Source organism: Paraburkholderia sp. BCC1886, assembly GCF_900996245.1.
Classification (GTDB): Bacteria; Pseudomonadota; Gammaproteobacteria; order Burkholderiales; family Burkholderiaceae; genus Paraburkholderia.
This window is the reverse complement of sequence record NZ_CAAJGK010000050.1, coordinates 1-17755: the sequence shown is the minus strand read 5'-3', so window position 1 is coordinate 17755 and position 17755 is coordinate 1. Positions and strand designations below refer to the sequence as shown.

Annotated in this window: 14 protein-coding genes and 1 tRNA gene; 7 read left to right on the top strand and 8 right to left on the bottom strand. The window is 64.4% G+C overall.

What is annotated here, in order from left to right:
• Nucleotides 1-3 precede the first annotated feature (3 nt).
• The 3 genes from FQ746_RS17500 to FQ746_RS17490 all read left to right on the top strand — a co-directional run bounded on the left by FQ746_RS17500 (nucleotide 4) and on the right by FQ746_RS17490 (nucleotide 1076).
• The gene (locus tag FQ746_RS17500; protein WP_144110684.1) at nucleotides 4-435 is read left to right on the top strand and encodes a MerR family transcriptional regulator; all 432 of its coding nucleotides are present in this window, start codon (nucleotides 4-6) and stop codon (nucleotides 433-435) included.
• Nucleotides 436-503: 68 nt separating this feature from the next.
• Nucleotides 504-580 (top strand) — tRNA-Pro (locus tag FQ746_RS17495).
• A 184-nt stretch (nucleotides 581-764) separates the two neighbouring features.
• Entirely contained in the window at nucleotides 765-1076 is a 312-nt protein-coding gene (locus FQ746_RS17490; RefSeq protein ID WP_144110683.1) for a hypothetical protein, read from the top strand.
• A 27-nt stretch (nucleotides 1077-1103) separates the two neighbouring features.
• Here the strand turns inward: FQ746_RS17490 and FQ746_RS17485 are convergent, their stop codons facing one another.
• The 5 genes from FQ746_RS17485 to FQ746_RS17465 form a co-directional block, all read right to left on the bottom strand.
• Nucleotides 1104-1298, bottom strand: a complete 195-nt coding sequence (locus tag FQ746_RS17485) for a hypothetical protein (protein ID WP_260854089.1) — start codon at nucleotides 1296-1298, stop codon at nucleotides 1104-1106.
• Nucleotides 1299-1365: 67 nt separating this feature from the next.
• Nucleotides 1366-2085 carry a YrzE family protein gene (locus FQ746_RS17480; RefSeq protein WP_144110669.1) on the bottom strand — a complete coding sequence of 240 codons (720 nt, stop codon included), beginning with the start codon at nucleotides 2083-2085 and terminating at the stop codon, nucleotides 1366-1368.
• Between the two features lie 240 nt (nucleotides 2086-2325).
• Entirely contained in the window at nucleotides 2326-3771 is a 1446-nt protein-coding gene (locus FQ746_RS17475; protein WP_144110667.1) for a short-chain fatty acid transporter, read from the bottom strand.
• Nucleotides 3772-3824: 53 nt separating this feature from the next.
• Complete coding sequence (locus tag FQ746_RS17470) at nucleotides 3825-4760, bottom strand: ornithine cyclodeaminase family protein (RefSeq protein WP_144110665.1); 936 nt, start codon at nucleotides 4758-4760, stop codon at nucleotides 3825-3827.
• A gap of 7 nt (nucleotides 4761-4767) precedes the next feature.
• Nucleotides 4768-8139: a molybdopterin-dependent oxidoreductase gene (locus FQ746_RS17465; RefSeq protein ID WP_144110663.1), complete on the bottom strand. Its 3372-nt coding sequence runs from the start codon at nucleotides 8137-8139 to the stop codon at nucleotides 4768-4770.
• A 110-nt stretch (nucleotides 8140-8249) separates the two neighbouring features.
• On the opposite strand from FQ746_RS17465, the gene FQ746_RS17460 reads away from it, so the two are divergent.
• A complete protein-coding gene (locus FQ746_RS17460) occupies nucleotides 8250-9158 on the top strand; it encodes a LysR family transcriptional regulator (protein ID WP_144110661.1) in 909 nt (302 codons plus the stop codon).
• 22 nt (nucleotides 9159-9180) lie between these two features.
• On the opposite strand, the gene FQ746_RS17455 is transcribed toward FQ746_RS17460, so the two are convergent.
• The 3 genes from FQ746_RS17455 to FQ746_RS17445 all read right to left on the bottom strand — a co-directional run bounded on the left by FQ746_RS17455 (nucleotide 9181) and on the right by FQ746_RS17445 (nucleotide 13765).
• Entirely contained in the window at nucleotides 9181-10332 is a 1152-nt protein-coding gene (locus FQ746_RS17455; RefSeq protein ID WP_144110660.1) for an acyl-CoA dehydrogenase family protein, read from the bottom strand.
• A 13-nt stretch (nucleotides 10333-10345) separates the two neighbouring features.
• Nucleotides 10346-11557 (bottom strand): acyl-CoA dehydrogenase family protein, encoded by a 1212-nt coding sequence (locus FQ746_RS17450; protein WP_144110658.1) that lies wholly within the window; start codon nucleotides 11555-11557, stop codon nucleotides 10346-10348.
• Nucleotides 11558-11644: 87 nt separating this feature from the next.
• Nucleotides 11645-13765 carry a 3-hydroxyacyl-CoA dehydrogenase NAD-binding domain-containing protein gene (locus FQ746_RS17445; protein WP_144110656.1) on the bottom strand — a complete coding sequence of 707 codons (2121 nt, stop codon included), beginning with the start codon at nucleotides 13763-13765 and terminating at the stop codon, nucleotides 11645-11647.
• A 144-nt stretch (nucleotides 13766-13909) separates the two neighbouring features.
• On the opposite strand from FQ746_RS17445, the gene FQ746_RS17440 reads away from it, so the two are divergent.
• The 3 genes from FQ746_RS17440 to FQ746_RS17430 all read left to right on the top strand — a co-directional run bounded on the left by FQ746_RS17440 (nucleotide 13910) and on the right by FQ746_RS17430 (nucleotide 17585).
• Nucleotides 13910-14866 (top strand): LysR family transcriptional regulator, encoded by a 957-nt coding sequence (locus FQ746_RS17440; protein WP_144110653.1) that lies wholly within the window; start codon nucleotides 13910-13912, stop codon nucleotides 14864-14866.
• A 103-nt stretch (nucleotides 14867-14969) separates the two neighbouring features.
• The gene (locus FQ746_RS17435) at nucleotides 14970-15890 is read left to right on the top strand and encodes an SDR family oxidoreductase (protein ID WP_144110651.1); all 921 of its coding nucleotides are present in this window, start codon (nucleotides 14970-14972) and stop codon (nucleotides 15888-15890) included.
• A 66-nt stretch (nucleotides 15891-15956) separates the two neighbouring features.
• Complete coding sequence (locus tag FQ746_RS17430; RefSeq protein WP_144110650.1) at nucleotides 15957-17585, top strand: acyl-CoA synthetase; 1629 nt, start codon at nucleotides 15957-15959, stop codon at nucleotides 17583-17585.
• Nucleotides 17586-17755 lie beyond the last annotated feature (170 nt).

The following is a 17755-nucleotide window of genomic DNA, read 5'->3' as shown; positions in this document are numbered from 1 at the left end:
ACGATGACATCGACGATCGAAAAAGTCGTCTTGCCTCCGATTCCGGCGAAGCGCTACTTCACCATCGGTGAGGTTAGCGAACTGTGCGGAGTAAAGCCGCATGTGCTGCGGTATTGGGAGCAGGAGTTCACGCAGTTGCGCCCGGTCAAGCGGCGCGGCAACCGTCGTTATTACCAGCATCATGAAGTCCTGTTGATCCGGCGGATTCGCGAGCTGTTGTACGAGCAGGGCTTTACGATCAACGGTGCGCGTAACCGGCTCGATTCGCATGGCGGCGCTCATGCCGCGCATGCGGAGGCGGCCGATGGTAGCGAGGGCTTCATGCCGCCGTCGGCTTCGACTGGCGAGATAGCCGCTACTGCGAATGCACCGGCTGTCGATGTCGAACAGTTGCGCAAAGCGTTGCTCAACGTCATCGATCTGTTAGGTCACTAGCTCGCGTACTTTTGTTGATGGCGGGCAGTTCAATTCGATTAAAGTGTCTGTTATACTTTGCAGCTGTTCGGGGCGTAGCGCAGCCTGGTAGCGCACACGCCTGGGGGGCGTGTGGTCGGAGGTTCAAATCCTCTCGCCCCGACCACAAGAAATCAAGGCCTTACAAGCATCGCTTGTAAGGCCTTTTTCTTTAGGCCTTTTTTCGTTGGCGGAACCAAAAAATAAAAGACGCCTGAGCAGCTGAGAAAGAGAGAAGGCATACCCCTTGCGCGCATTCAGGCATGTAAGCGACGCTTGCTTACCCATCGAGCTTGCAAGCGAGGTATGCCATGAACCACGTAACCAGAACACTGTTAGTCGCGGCCGTTGCCGTGCTATCGACATCGGCAGCACACGCACGAGACGCCACCGGCGCTGCGATGACCGCCACCCCCGGCGCGGGGAGCGGAACACCGAATTCCCTGACCCAGCAAGGCTACGGCTCACCGGGAACAACCGGCGCCCAAGCCGGCGCCGGCTCCAGTTTTCGAGCCAACAGTACCGCCAATCTTTCAAAGGGCGGCAAACTCAACGGCTTGAACAAAGGCACCAACAGCGGTGCAAACAGCGACGTCAACCGTGGTCTACACGACGCGCCTTGAACCGGTAACCCGTCATACCGATCGGCCTTACTGCTCGTCGAGATTCTTACTCGACGAGTTCGAGCCTTCGGTATCGGGCTTCGTACGCTGATCTTCCCCTGACGATGTGGTCGACACATCGAGGTCGTCGAGCGCCTTGTCGATCTTCTCGTTATCGCCCTCGTTCAACGCCTTGCGGGCGTCTTCATCCGAGACATCAGTGTTGTTCGTTGCATTGGACATCGTCATGCTCCAGGAGAAAGGATGAGGGAGCGCTCCTCTGCTCCCATTGAATCGAAACTGCGATGACTTAACGAATCGGCTGACCAGCACGTATCGTCCGGTCACCCGGAGCCGAACGTAGCCCGGTTCCCCCCACGTCTTCCGCAGGCGGTTGATGACGGAATCCAGCCGCGCCCGACACGATCGAAATAATTGCGCCGACCACCAGCGCGGCAAATGAGAACCAGCTGGCGCGGGCGAGCACCCGGGCCGCCGTATCCGCGGTCTGGCGAGCGTCCTGTTCCGCTTGCGGACTCGACGCTGCTGAAGCAGCGGAAGCGAGGGCACCTTGCAATTGCTGCACCGAAGGAATCGCGGTACCGCTAGCCCCGCTACTGTTGCCGCCATTCGCAGCGGCACTTGCGCCGATCTGCGCACCCGTCGCCGCCATCCTGCCGGCCGTGCTGGCCGCGCTACCCACCAGCGAAGTCATCCCGTAAGCGACCAGCAGGATCATGACGGCCCATGCCAGCAGCCCATGAAGCCAGCCGAGCACGGGCGCGCAACGGCCGGCAAAGTACGAGCCGACGAACACGGCAAGCACCGTCGTGACGATCATCCACACACCCGAACCGAACCCGAAGCCGTGTAGTGGATCGGGCTGTGTCATCGGAGAAAGAAGCGAGGCGCCGATGGCCGTGCCGAGCACGCTCATGACGAGATAGACGATAAGTGACAGGATGACGCCGGCAATGACGGAACCCCACGAGAGACGGGGAAGCCCGTCCTGGGTAGTAAGCAGTCGCATGGTATTTCCTTGAGGGGTGGGCAACAGGGGAGAGACCAACGTTAGCGCGCAAGGCGTATGCCGTGCCCATCAGAAACGGGTATGCCCCTACACGTCGCTCCCGACCCACCTCGCCTGATTCGCCATCCTGATCAAGTGCCGCGAAAATCTCGCCGCCCAAAAAAAAGCCCACTCGACGGTAACGAGTGGGCGTCGAGAGCGATTGCCCTCTTGCGACCGCTTACAACTCCGCCGGTAATCTCAATGCATCGAGGCCGGCACGAACTCCAACGTGCCTGCCAACACCGTCAACAGGATCAGCACCAGCGGAAGATGCACGATCAGCTGCGTGAACGTGAAGCCGACGATATCCCGCGCACGCAAACCCAGCACGCCGAGCAGCGGCAACATCCAGAACGGATTGATGAGATTTGGCAGCGCTTCCGCCGCGTTATACACCTGCACGGCCCAGCCGAGATGCACACGCAGATCGCTGGCCGCCTGCATCACATACGGCGCTTCGATAATCCACTTGCCGCCGCCCGACGGCACGAAAAAGCCGAGGATCGCGGAGTACGCGCCCATCACCGCGGGAAACGACACATGCGAAGACGCGGACACGAAAAACGCCGCCAGCACATGCGAGAGCGCTTCGTCGCCAGGTGCCGCGGCTTTCGTCAACATGAACGCGATGCCACCGTACAGCGGGAATTGAATCAGCACGCCCGACACCGACGGCACCGACGCCTTCACCGCTTGCAGGAAGCGGTACGGTCGCCAGTGCAACAGCATGCCGAGCATCAGGAACAGAAAGTTGTAGGTATTCAGATTCGAAATCGCGAGCAACGGATCTTTGGTCGTGAACTCATGCACGAGCCAGCCGGCGCCTAACGCCACCAGCACGATAGTCAGCAGCGGACTATGTTCGAGCCAGTCGCCAGGGCGTTGTGCGCGCGAGGCGGGCAGCGTCGCTTCCGACAGATCCACGCCGAGGTCGGCGGCGCTCACGACGCGCGATTCGCGCGGCGTCGAAAACCACGCGATCGCCAGCGACACGACGGCGAGTGCCGCAGCCATGATCAACGACTGCGGCAGAAAAATCGTCTGCGAGAACGGCAGCACGCCGGTGATATCGCTGATCGATTTGGGCAGGCTCGCGGGGTTCGCCTGCAATTGCGCGGCGGCCGAGCTTAGCCCCAGCGCCCACGTCGCGCCCATGCCGAGATACGCGGCGGCGCCGGCGGCGCGGTAGTCCATCCGCAGATCGTCGCGGCGCGCGAGCGCACGGACCAGCAATCCGCTGAACACGAGACTGATCGCCCAGTTGAACATCGACAGGCCGATGCTGATCAACGCGACGAAGGTGATGGCCGCGCGGCTCGAACGCGGCACGCGGGCCAGCATCGCGATCAGCTTCGACGCCGGCGTCGAGACCGCCACCACGTAGCCGGTGATGGCGATCATCGCCATCTGCATCGTGAATGGAATCAGGCTCCAGAAACCATCGCCGAAGGTCTGCGCGACCTGCGTCGCCGGCGCGCCGATGGCCAGCGCGCCGAGCGCGACCGCGGCCACCGCGATTGCGGCGAACACATAAGCATCGGGAAACCAGCGTTCCGACCAGCGCGCGACACCGATCGCGATGCGTTCGAGAAATCCGCTACCGGAAGGCGGGACGGCGGAGTCTAGCGTGGTGGAATTTTTCATTGGAGGTCTCGCGTGGCGTGGGGGAAGTCAAAGTAGAAAGACGGGGACCGGGCTCAGCCGGCTTGCCGATGAACGAGAATCGCCGCGGCAAGGTCTTCGAGCGCGCTGCCGACCGACTTGAACACCGTACGGCGCGACGGATCGTGGCCCGGCGAAACCTCGCGGCGGCACAGCGCTTCGAGCGTGCCCTTCACGTCGTCGGCGGAAAACACGCCGCGCGACAGCGGGCCGAGCAGATCGCCCGATTTTTTCAGCGCTTCGCCGGTGTCGACATACAGATCGCTATCCACGAAGCACGCATCGTCGGCTTCGCGCATCGACGGCGTAAAGCCGCCGATCAGATCCAGATGCGTGCCCGCGCGCAACCATTCGCCGCGCACGATCGGCTCGGTGGCCAGCGTCGCGCAGGTGACGATATCGGCCTCACCGGCCGCGCCCGCCAGATCCGTCGTGGCCTGCGCGTCGAAGCCTTCTTCGCGCCATTGCCGCGCGAGCGCTTCGGCCGTTTCGGCGCGGCGGCTCCAGACGCTGACCGGACCGATCGGCCGGACCGCGCGATACGCATGCGGCAGCAATTGCGCGACGCGGCCGCTGCCGACCACCAGCAGCCGGCTCGCATCGGCGCGCGCCAGATAACGCGCGGCCAGCGCGGAAGCCGCGGCGGTGCGGCGCGAGGTGATCTCGTTGCCGTCGATCTGCGCGAGCGGTTCGCCGGTGCTGGCGTCGTACAGCACATAGGTCGAAAAGAGCCCCGGCAGACCGCGGCTCGCATTGCCCGCAAAAATATTGACCGTCTTGATGCCGAGGAATCCGTCCGGTTGCCAGGCCGGCATGATCAGCACGGTGCCCGCGGGCTGCTCTGCGACCTCGACATGGTGCGTGTGCCGCAACGGCACTTCGCAACCGGTGATGAACATCGCGTCGAGCGCGTCGATCAGCGCATCGAAGGGCAGGGCATGGCGGGTCGTGGCGGCGTCGTAGATTTTCATGATGGATTTATGCGTCGAGTTCGAGATCGGAAGTGGGGATGGCCTGGCAGCCGAGCAACACGTCGGGGTCGTCGGGTGCTTCGCCGTGCAGATGCATCGCACTGCCGGCGATCACGCGTACGGCGCAGCTTTCGCATTGACCGACGCGGCACCCGCTCGGCATCGCGATGCCGAGGTGCTCGGCGAACTCCAGCAGCGTGCCAGACGAAGAATGCCATTGTTCGGTTCGCCCGCTGCGGCGAAACACGACCGCATGACTGCGCTCGCCGGCCGGCATCGTGGTGCCCGGCGAGCGGAACGCCTCGTGAAAAATATCGAAATTCGGCATGCCGCGCGCGACGAGTCCGGCACGCACGGCGTTCATCATCGGTTCGGGGCCGCACATATAGACGCGCGCGCGCCGTTTGATCTGCGTGTCGGTCACGACGGCATCGGTGATGCGTTCCATGCGATAGCAGGCGTCGCCTGCACGCGGTTCGCTGTAGTAATCGACGATGTTCAGACCCGGCAGTGCCGCGGCCAGTGCTTGCAGGCGCTCGCTGAACGCATGACTCGCGCCATTGCGGTTCGCGTAATGCAGCGTGATATCCGGCAGCTTGCCACCGACGCGCGCGAGCGTCTCCAACTGACAGATGAACGGCGTAATGCCGATCCCGCCGGCAATGAACACGAGCGGCTGCGGCGATTCGAGCGGCAACGTGAAGCGCCCTGCCGGCGCCCGCAACGCGACCCGTGCGCCCACGACGATACGTTGGTGCAGATGCGAAGACAGCGCACCCTGCCATTCGACACCGGCGGCATCCACGCCACGCTGATGTCGCACCGCGATGCTGTACTCGCGGCGGTTCTCCACTCGCGCCGAACCGGTCAACGAGTAAGCGCGCGCGAGCGGTTCGGCGCCATGCCCGGTCTCGACTTCGATCGACACATGCTGGCCGGGCAGAAAATCGGGCAGTCCCCCGCCATCGACGGGTGTGAAATGAATGCCGAGCACGCCATCCGCAAGCTGTTTCGTTTCGCTGACAACGAAGGGCCGCCAGCCCGACCACGCGCGCCGGGCGATCTGAAACAACGGGTCGCGCGCGATCTCGCAACGGAACGAGCGCAACGGCACGGAGCCGCTGGTCGGATCGGCGTACTCGGAGCTGATCAATCCGTTGTAATGACTATTGCCCGGTCCTTCCAGCGGAAAGCCCGGCGCGCCGATTTCCGGACACGCCTGCCACCAGCCGAACTCGCCGATCACCGTGTCGGCCTGCAAGGCCGCGACGAGTCTCGCGGTAAAGCGCGCCGAGCCGTTGCGCGTGGTGACGATCACCGGATCGCCGTCTTCGATGCCGCGTGCCTCGCCGAGCGCCCTGGCGATGTCGAGCATGGGTTGCGTCGAGCGCTTGCGCAGCGAGACGAGGCCGCGATGCTGGCTATGGCAGAAGTGCCCATTCTTCGCCGACGACAGCAGCAGCGGAAAGCGCCTGCCGCCATGCCGCTCCTCGGCGGGCGCCACGAAGCTGGGCAACGCGGGCTGGCCGTGCCGCAGCAGCAGTTCCGAATACAGTTCGACGCGACCTGTTTCCGTCGCGAAGCCGTCGGCCTCGTAGCGCTTTTCGCGCACGGGCAACGGCAGGTCGATGCCGGCGGGGCGTGCGCGCAACTGTTCGACGGTGACGCCGAGCGGTGCGAGCATGTGATTCCAGCCGGCTTCGAGACTGCCGCCGAAAAACTGTTCCTGCATTCCGAGGCGCATTGCCAGGTCGAATACGATCTGGTTGTCCGAGCGCGCTTCCCCCTGCGGTTCGACCAGACGCGAGCGCAATTGCACGCGTTGCTGCGACGCCGCGTTCAGTTCGAAACCGACTCGCAAACCCTCGCGTTCCCACGGCGTACCGACCGGCAACAGAATGTCGGCATAACGCGCGGTGGGCGTTTCGAACAGATCGCAATGCACGTGGAATTCGAGCGCTTCGAACGCGCGACGCGCGAGCGCCGTATCCGCCTGCGACGACAGTGGGTTCGCACCAAAGCCGAATAGCGCGCGCACCTTGTACGGCTCGCCGTCGAGAATCGCAGTGTAGGTGTCGCGTGCGGTCACCCAGCCATAGGCGGGCGGACCGAGCGGGCGTTCGGCGAGACCGAGTGCTTTCTGCCGTTGTTCGGGCGCGAGTTGCGCCAGCTCGCTGATCGCGTTGACCGGATGCTTCGGGTATAGACGATTGCCGCCGGTCTGGTCGAAGCAGCCGGTGAGCGCGTACAGCACCGCGATGGCGCGCTCGGTCTGCGTGGCGTTGGTGTGCTGCGCGACACCCGACCATGCGTGATACGCAATGCGGGGCGACGTGCCGATCAATCGCGCTGCTTCGAGCAGGCTTGCCGGGTCGACGCTGGTGAGCGTGGACACATGGTCGGGGGTATAGCGCTCGGCTTCGCGTGCGAGCAGTTCGAATGCGGGATGGCAGCGTACCGGCCCTTGCGCGGTCGCAACGTCATAAGCGCCGCGCAGTGCGCCTCCGACCAGCGCTCGCGGGGTCTGGGATTCCTCGTCCCAACCGAGCACGCGGTTCTCGCACGCAGCCGGATCGAGATCGCGTTCGCGCAGGAAGTGCCCGTTGTCCTCGCGCACCAGTACCGCGCCATTGGTCCAGCGGCGCACGAACGCTTCGTCGAACCGGCCATCGCGGATCAGCAAATGGATGAGTCCGAGCGCGAGCGCGGCATCGGTGCCGGGCCGCACGCATAGCCAGCAATCCGCCTGACTGGCGAGTGCGGTAGGGCGCGGATCGACCACCAGCAGCTTTGCGCCCTGGTTGCGTCCGTCACCCACCGCATTGGCCTGCGCAAGCCACACGGCGGCCGGATTGTGGCCCCACAGCATGATCAGATCGGCGTGCCCGACGTCGGGCGTGGGCATCCCGCAACCGAACGTGAACGCGTGTGCGAAGTCCTTGTGCCAGTTGCAGATCTCGGTGGCGTAGCAGATATTCGGGCTGCCGAAATAGCGGACGAAGCGCTCGATCCAGTCGATGCTGTCCGACAGCGGCGTGCCGCTCGGCGTCGTCACCGCGAAGGCCACCGCCTCCGCGCCGCTTTCGACGCGAATCGCGCCGAGGCGCGCGGCAATCTCGTTCAGTGCTTCGTCCCACGAAATGCGTTGCCAGCCCGGATCGGCCGCACCTTTGGGGTTAGTGCGGCGCATCGGATAGCGCAGACGGTGCGGGCTATGAACGAGTTCGGGCGCGGCGCGTCCCTTCATGCACATCGCCGTGCCGGTGGGATGCGCCGTGTCCGGCCGCACGCTGACCAACTGGCCGTCGCGGACGGTGTTGAGCGTGCCGCAGCGTGAGCGGCACAGCGTGCAATACGCCGGAATTTCCCTTTGGTTCATGGGGTCGGACTATCCTCGATAGCTTTGAAAACCAGCCTGAAGCCGATCGTAGGGTGGCCAAATTATTATTGGTAATTCAAAATTCAGAACTCGCGATATTGGGAAAATCAATGGAATTCACGCTGCGGCAGGTGCGCTATTTCATTGCGGTAGCCGAGACGGGGCAGATATCCAAGGCCGCGCTACGCTGCAATATCTCGCAGTCGTCGATGACGATCGCGCTGAAAGGCCTTGAAGAAGCGCTCGGCACGACCTTGTTCAGCCGCCATGCGAAGGGTTTGCGGCTGAGCGACGCGGGTGAGCGCTTTCTGCGTCACGCCCAGCAGATCGACGCCGCCGCCCGGCAGGCCGGCGAGGACATGCGCGAGCGTCCCGTGCCGCTGACCGGCACGCTGCGCGTCGGCGTGACCGACACCATCTCCGCCTATCTGATGCCGTCACTGCGGCTTGGTTTGAAGCGGCGCTTTCCCGACCTGGAACTGATCCTGAGCGAACGCGAGCGCGTCGACGTCGAGCAGGCGATCGCCGACGGCGAACTGGACCTCGGCATCGTGCTCGTTTCCAACGCCGCGCTGCGTGACGATATCGAAGGCGAGACGCTGCTGCGCTCGGCCCGGCAATTGTGGGTCGCGCCCGACCACCCGCTCGCCGCGACGGCCAACGTCACGCTCGAAGACGTCTCGCGCCAGGAATTCCTGATGCTCGACATGGACGAACACGTGCAGACCGCGCAGCGCTACTGGGAGCAGTGGGGGCTCGTGCCGTCGGTGACGTTCCAGAGCAAATCGATCGAGGGTATCCGCAGCATGGTGGCGCTGGGCATTGGCGTGACCATTCTGTCGGACCTGGTGTACCGGCCTTGGTCGCTGGAGGGCGGGCGCATCGTGCGGCGCCCGGTCGTGAATGCGGTGCCGACCATGGACGTCGGGGTGATCTGGCTGAAAAGCGCGGGCTTTCCGCACAATGGTCAATCGTTGCGCGACTTCCTGCGGGTGACGTTACGCGAGCCGCGTGAGTGAAACGCGGGCTTCGCGCACTCGCTCAGTCGTGCCCTAACGCGATGAACCGTTCGAGATGATGGTCTTCGTCGCCTAGCTGGTGGTCGATCATCACGAGGCGCTTCGCGTAGTGCGACATTGGCAATTCCCACGTCATGCCGATTCCGCCGTGCAACTGGATACATTCCTCCGCGACCAGTGCGCCGATCCTGCCGATGCTGTATTTCGCCGCCGATACCGCGCGTTCCCGCGAGCGCCGCTCGCCGCCTAGCGCCGCGGCCGCGTTGATGACCGACGAGCGGGCCTGTTCGATTTCGAGCAGCAAGGTCGCCATGCGGTGTTGCAACGCCTGGAAGCTGCCGATCGGCACGCCGAACTGCTTGCGCGTGCGCAGATATTCGAGCGTGTGGTCGCGGGCGATATCCATCGCGCCGACGGCTTCCGCGCACAACGCCAGCACGCCGCAGCAGACCGCGTATTCGAGCGTGGCAAAGCCGGTGTCCGGCGTGCCGAGTAGGGCGTCCGCGCCGAGCGTCACGTTCTCGAGGCTCAGTTCCGCGGCGCGTCCGCCGTCGATCTTTCGATAGCCGCGCAGGCTCACGCCGGCGGCGTCGGCCGGCACCAGAAAGAGCGTGATACCGGTGTCGGCGTCGTCCGCGCCGGCGGTGCGCGCCGACACCAGAAACAGCGACGCGCTTTCGCCTTGCTGGACCACGGCCTTCGCGCCGTTCAGCACCCATGAATCGCCATGCTTGTCGCCATGCCCGCTGCTGCGTTGCGCACGCGTGGCGACCTGCGCGAGTTCGTAATGCCCACCCGGCTCGGCGTGAGCGAATGCAACCCGCCGCGTTCCGTCGATCAACCCAGCAAGCGACGCCTTCTGCTCTGCGTTGCCGCTTTGCGCGAGCGCCTGGCCGACCATCAACGTGTCGAGAAACGGCTCGACCACGAGTCCGCGTCCAAGGCTCTCGAACACGACCGCGATATCGAAACCGCCGCCGCCAAAACCGCCGTCGGCTTCGTCGAACAACGCGCCGATGATGCCGAGCTCCGCGAAACGGTCCCACAGTTCTGCGCTAAAACCTTCGGGCGAGCGCGCGATGCTCTCGCGCGTCGCAAAGCCGTATTGTTCGCTGACGAAACGGTTCAGCGTATCCGCCAGCATGCGGCGGTCTTCGGTGTGCTGGAAATTCATGACGTGCGCTCCTTCACAGTCCCAGGATCATTTTGGAAATGATGTTCTTCTGGATTTCGTTGGAGCCGCCGAAGATCGACAGCTTGCGATTGTTGAAGTATTGCGAAGCAGCGCTCGCCGCTTCGTCGGGGCCGATCGGTTCGCCCGCATAGTGCTCGTCGTGCAGCGCGGCTTCGATAAAAGGCTGCGCGTACGGGCCCATCGCACGGCGCGTCAGCGAAGAGATCTCCTGACGGATTTCCGTGCCGCGAATTTTCAGCATCGAACTCTCCGCGCCGGGCACGCCGCCGCCGGCCACTGCCGCGATGACGCGCAGATTGGTGGTCTGCATGTTCTCCAGATCGATCTCGACGCGCGCCATGCGCGCCGCGAACGACGGATCGTCCGCGAGCGGCCGGCCGTTGCGCTGCTGTTGCGCGGCGATCTTGCCGAGCCGCCTGAAAGCGGCCACCGAGAAACCGACGCCCGCGATATTGGTGCGCTCATACGTGAGCAGATATTTCGCGTACGTCCAGCCTTTGTTTTCTTCGCCGACGAGGTTCTCGACCGGAACGCGCACGTCCGTGAAGAACACTTCGTTGACTTCGTGTTCGCCGTCGAGCGTGACGATGGGGCGCACTTCGACGCCCGGCGTGTTCATATCGATGAGCAGGAAGCTGATGCCTTCCTGCTTGCGCACGTCGGTTGCGCTGCGCACGAGGCAAAAGATCATGTTCGCGAAGTGGCCGAGCGTGGTCCACGTCTTCTGCCCGTTGACGAGGTAGTACTCGCCCTGTGCGTCGCTGCCGCGTACGGCGGTGGTATTCACCGCGGCGAGGTCTGAGCCCGCGCCCGGTTCCGAATAGCCCTGGCACCACCAGTCCGAGCCGTCGAGAATGCGCGGCAGCCAGTGGCGTTTCTGCACCTCGCTGCCGTATTTGATCAGCACCGGGCCGAGCATGTTGACGCCGAACGGCACCACGCGCGGCGCGCCGGCCAGCGCGCATTCGTTTTCGAAGATGAATTTCTGCACGGCGTTCCAGCCCGGGCCGCCGTACTGCTGCGGCCAGTGATTCGCGAGCCAGCCTTGCGCATGCAGGATCGCATGCCATTCGGCCATGTCGTCGCGCGTCAGACGGCGTCCGCCCTGCACCTTGTCGGCGAGGCGTCGCGGGAGTTTGTCGCGCAGAAAGTCGAGTACGTCGGTGCGGAACGCTTCTTCTTCGGCGGTGAAGTTCAGATCCATGGCGGGGTGTCCGTAAGGAGTCGGCCAGACGGCGGCATGGTTTCATGCCGCCGCCGGTGAGTGTGCTTCGGCATCCGGAAGGCCGCGTCAGGCCGACCGGTTGAGGCTCGCGAAATCGGCGCCGCGCTCGACGAGATCCACCAGCAACGGCGACGCTTGCCAGAACAGCGGGTCTTCTTTGGCGAACTCGCGGATGTCGGCCAGCACCGTCGGCAAGCCCACCGTGTCCGCGTATTTCATCGGACCGCCGCGATAGCGCGGAAAGCCGTAGCCGTACAGGAAGGTCACGTCCACATCCAGCGGACGCAGTGCGATGCCTTCGTGCACGACGTTCGCGCCTTCGTTGATCATCGCGGCCATGTAGCGGCGGATGATCTCTTCGTCGCTAAAGCTGCGCGGCGTGATGCCGGCGCGTTCGCGCTCGGCGTCGATGATCGCTTCCACTTCCGGGTCGGGCGTGCCGCTGCGCGAACCTTGCTCGTACAGATAGAAGCCGCGGCCGGTCTTCTGGCCGAACCAGCCGCGCTCGCACAGACGGTCGGCGATATGCACATAACGCGCGGCCGGATTGCGCGTGGCCGCGCGTCGTTTGCGCGAGGCCCAGCCGATGTCGCCGCCGGCCAGATCGACCACCTGGAACGGCCCCATCGCGAAGCCGAACGCGCGCACGGCCGCGTCGATCTGATACGGCGACGCGCCGTCCTCCATCATCGCGTCGGCGGCGCTGCGGTACACCGCGAGCACCCGGTTGCCGATGAAGCCGTCGCACACGCCCGCGCGCACCGGCGTCTTGCGCAGCTTCTTGGCGAGCTCGAACGCCGTGGCGACGACGTCCGCGCTGACCTGCTTCGGCACCACCACTTCGAGCAGCTTCATGATGTTGGCCGGCGAAAAGAAGTGCAGGCCGATCACGTCCGCCGGACGCGAGATGCTCGCCGCGATCCCGTCGATGTCGAGATACGACGTGTTGGTGGCGAGCACCGCGCCGGGCTTGCAGACGCGATCGAGTTCGGCGAACACGGCCTGCTTGACCGCCATGTCTTCGAACACGGCTTCGATCACCAGATCGGTGTCGGCGAGCGCGTCGTAAGACGTGCTGCCGCTCCAGCGCGCCATGATGGCGGCTTTCTTCTCGGCGGTCAGGCGACCTTTTGCGATCAGCCCGTCGTAGACCTTTTCGATGTGCGCGCGCCCGCGAGCGAGCGACGCGTCGTCGCGTTCGATCATCGTCACCGGCAGGCCCGCGTCGAGTGCCGCGACCGCGATGCCGGCGCCCATCGTGCCGCCGCCCACCACGCCGAGCGTTGTCAATGCGCGAGGTGTCGCGTCGCGTGTTTCCGGCGCCTTCAGCACCTCGCGTTCGGCGAAGAACGCGTGGACCAGACCGGCGCGTTGCGGACTGTCGAGGCATTGCAGGAACAGCGTGCGTTCGAGACGCAAGCCGTCTTCGAAAGGCTGGTCGATCGCGGCTTCCACCGCATCGACGATTTTCAGCGGAGAGAACAGGCCGCGCGATTTCTTCGCGGTTTCAGTGCGTGCCGCGGCGACTGCCGCGTGGCTGGCCGCGCGGTCGCTCAAGGCCGTCGCGTCGCGCGTGCGGCGCACCGGCGCGCGGCCGGCGAGCAGTTCGTGCACGTAGGCGAGCCCTTCGGCGAGCGTGTCGCCACTCGCGCCCAGCCGGTCGACGAGGCCGAGCGACAGCGCTTCTTTGGCGCTCGCGTGACGGCCGCTCAGAATCAGGTCGAGCGCGGCTTGAGCGCCGATCAGACGCGGCGTACGCTGCGTGCCGCCGGCGCCGGGCAACAGGCCGAGCTGGACTTCGGGCAGGCCGAGTTTGGCGCCGTCGACCGCGAGCCGGTAGTGCGCCGACAGCGCGATTTCGAGGCCGCCGCCGAGCGCCGCGCCGTGAATGGCCGCGACCACCAGCTTGCCGCACGCTTCGATCCGGTTGCAGACGTCGGGCAGCGAAGGCGGCACCGGCGGTTTGCCGAACTCGCGAATATCCGCACCGGCGATGAAGTTGCGTCCTGCCCCGACTATCAGCACCGCTTCGACGGCCGGATCGGCGTCGGCGGCCTCGATCGCGTCGAGCAGGCCGCGCCGCACATCGGCGGACAGGGCGTTGACGGGCGGATGGTCGAGCGTGACCAGCAGGACTTTGCCGCGCAGCTCGCGCGTGACTACGTCGGCCGAAGGAAGGGCGGTCATGGGTGTCGTCTCCTGAATGTGGGATTAAGGCGAATGCTCGAGCCGGTTCGGCAAATGTCGCACGATTGTGGGTTCGTCAAGGTTTATTGACAATCCCATCTCCCGTTGACAGACTGTCAAGCCGATTTGAACAAAGGCGCCGCGATGGACGTCAACTCCCTGACCTTGCTGGTCGAAATACTCGACGCCGGCAACCTGAGCGGCGCCGCCCGCCGCCTCAAGATGAGCCGCGCGAACGTGAGCTACCACCTGAACCAGCTGGAGCGGTCGATCGGCCTGCAACTGGTTCGGCGCACCACGCGCCGCGTCGAGCCCACCGAAATCGGCCTGCAACTCTACGAACACGGCCGCACGATCCAGAACGCGCTGCTCGCCGCGCGCGAATCGGTCAGCACGCTCGGCCAGAGTCTGCAGGGGCGCGTGCGGTTGAGCGTGCCGAGCGGCTATGGCCAGCTCGTCATGTCGGACTGGCTGATTGCTTTCAAGCGGCTCTATCCCGGCATCGTGCTCGACGTGATGTTCGAGAATCGCGTCGAAGATCTGATGCGCGACGAAGTCGATATCGCCGTGCGGGTGATGTCCGAGCCGCCGCAAAACCTCGTCGCGCGCGATATGGGTCCGGTGCGTTACGTGGCCTGCGCGTCGCCCGCGTACGTCCGCGAGCACGGCTTGCCGACCCGCCTCGACGATCTGCGCACCGCGCCGTTGATCACCGCCGCCGTGATCGGCCGGCAATTACGCGTGGCCGCCTACCTGCGCGACGAGCGGCACGAAGTGCTGCTCGAACCGACGCTCATCTCCGAGAACTTTCTGTTTTTGCGTCAGGCCGTGCGCGCCGGCCTCGGCGTCGGCCTCGTGCCCGATTACGTGGTGCAGGACGACCTGCTGCGCGGCGACGTGGTGACGACGCTGGACGAATGGCGTCTGAGCATCTTCGGCACGCACATGTACATGCTGTACATGCCGAACCGTCATCACACGCTGGCGGCGGCGAGCTTCATCGAATTCATGCTGGAGCAGGCGCGCGGCAGCGGCCGCGGTGCGGGAGAAAAATTTGAGTCGGGCTCAAGTATTGGGCGACGCGCTGTATCTGACGAATAGCCTGACAAAATCGTCTTATCGCTGCAAACGAGCACTGTGCTTTTTCATGACCTGAGCTAAACTCAAAAAAATTCGAAGCGCAGACCATGAAGGAGACACCCGCATGACCGACGCGTCGCATAGTCAATCGAACATTTCCCAAGGCTACCGATCGGTGTTCAGGGAAGGGCTTTTCGCCGGCCAGGTTATCGTCGTGACCGGTGCGGGTAGCGGACTCGGCCGTTGCACCGTGCACGAACTCGCCGCGCTCGGCGCGACGGTCGCGTTGCTGGGCCGCAGCGCGGACAAACTCGCCACCGTCCAGGCCGAACTGACGGCGGACCATCCGGCGCCCGCCACGGCGCACCGTATTTACCCTTGCGATATCCGTAACGAGCAGCAGGTGCGCGACACCGTTGCGGCGGTGATTCGCGATTTGGGCCGCATCGACGGTCTGTTCAACTGCGCGGGCGGACAATTCCCCGCGCCGCTCGAAAAAATTTCGTTGAACGGTTGGGACGCCGTGGTGCGCAACAATCTGCACGGCACGTTTTTGATGTCGCGCGAGTGCTATACGCAATGGCTGCAGCATCACGGCGGCGCGATCGTCAACATGCTGGCCGACATCTGGGGCGGCATGCCGGGCATGGGACATTCCGGCGCCGCACGCGCCGGCGTCTGGAATTTCACCGAGACGGCGGCCTGCGAGTGGGGCCACGCGGGCGTGAGAGTGAACGCGGTCGCGCCTGGCTGGATCGCTTCCGCGGGGATGGACAGTTACGACGAGCACTACCGGGCGCTGCTACGCAAGTTGAAGCACAACGTGCCGCTGCAACGCTTCGGCACCGAGTCCGAACTGGCGGGCGCCGTGGTGTTTTTGTTGTCGGAGGCGTCCGCGTTTATCAACGGCAGTGTGATTCGCGTCGATGGCGGCGTACCGAACGCTCGCCATTCGTGGCCGCTCCCCGCTGCGGAGCGCACGTTCGAATACAACGGCTTTCCGCGTTATCAGCCGCCGACCGGCTTGCAGGAACCGGCGGATTGAGGGCAACTGGCGGCCTTCCCCACAGCAAACACGAGAACGCCGTCGCAGCGGCATGAAGGAGACACGATGAACCTCGAAGGTCAGACCTACGAATCGCTGAGCCGCCAGTTCGCCTGGCAGATTCCCGCGCGCTACAACATGGGCGTGGACGTGTGCGATAAATGGGCCGACGGCTCGGGCCGTCTTGCGCTGATCTACGAGGATCACGAGGGATGCGTCACGCGCTATACGTTCGACGATCTGAAGCAACTGTCCGCCCGTTTCGCGAATGCGTTGCTCGCATCGGGTGCGCAGCGAGGCGATCGCATTGGCATCTTTCTGTCGCAGTCGATCGAAACGGCCATCGCGCATCTTGCCGCCTATAAGGCCGGCATGGTCGCGGTGCCGTTGTTCGCGCTGTTCGGGGTGGATGCCATCGAGCATCGTCTCGGCGACAGCGGCGCCGTCGCGCTGATTACGGACACGGCGGGCGTGCACAAGGTAGACGAAATTCGCGCGGCGTTGCCGGCATTGCGTAGCGTCTTCAGCGTGGATCTCGCGTCGGACGAGCCTGACGAGCGGGCGCCCGTGCGGTCTTTCTGGCAGGCGCTGAACGGTGCGGCTGCCGCGTTCGATCCAGTGGACACGGGCGCAGACGATCCGGCGGTCATCATTTATACCTCGGGCACGACGGGCAAACCGAAAGGCGCGTTGCATGGTCACCGGGTGTTGCTTGGGCATCTGCCGGGCGTGGAGATGTCGCAGCAGGGTTTTCCGGTGGACGCGACGTTGATGTGGACGCCGGCCGATTGGGCGTGGATTGGCGGGTTGTTCGACGTGTTGCTGCCGTCGTGGCATCACGGCGTCGCGGTGCTGGCGCGCCGCTTTGCGAAGTTCGACGGTGAGGCGGCATTCGATCTGATGGCGCGGCATGCTGTGTCGCATACGTTTTTGCCGCCGACCGCGTTGAAGATGATGCGTGGCGTTGCCGGGCCCGAGCGTTGGCCGCTTGCATTGCGGTCGGTGGCGAGCGGGGGTGAGTCGCTGGGTGCCGAGTTGATCGAGTGGGGGCGTCGCGCGCTGGGCGTGACGATCAACGAGTTTTATGGGCAGACCGAGTGCAATGTGGTGGTGTCGTCGTGTGCCGCGTTGTTCGAACCTTGCATTGGCGCGATTGGTCGTGCGGTGCCGGGGCATCGTGTGGCGATCATCGACGATGCCGGGCAGGAGTTGCCGGCGGGGGCGATAGGGGACATTGCGGTGGAGGCGCCGGATCCGGTGATGTTTCTGGGGTACTGGGGCAATGAGGCGGCGACGCGCGAGAAGTACCGTGGGCGGTATCTGGTGACGGGCGATCTGGGGGTATGCGATGCGGAGGGTTTTATCCGCTTCGTGGGGCGTGGCGACGATGTGATTACGAGCGCGGGGTATAGGATCGGGCCGGCCTCGATCGAGGATTCGTTGTTGCGGCATCCGGCGGTGTCGATGGCTGCGGTGGTGGGGGCGCCTGATGCGGCGCGGACTGAGATTGTCGTGGCGTTTGTGGTGTTGAAGGCCGGGTTCGTGGGGGATGAGGAGCTGGTGCGCGAGATACAGATGCACGTTAAGACGCGCCTCGCGGCGCATGAGTATCCGAGGGAGATTCGGTTTGTGGAGAGTTTGCCGATGACGGCTACTGGGAAGGTTATTCGCAAGGTTTTGCGGGAAGGGTTTTGATTTTTTGTCTTTGGTCTTTGATTTTTGTCTTTGGCCTTTCCTTGTTTTGTTAGTGGTCTATTAGCGTTCCCCCTGTGCGGGGGGGCACCTACTTTTCTTTGCCGCCGTGTATGGACTGGAGACATGGGTAACAGGTGTACCGGGACATGGGTAACACTCCGGAAATGCAA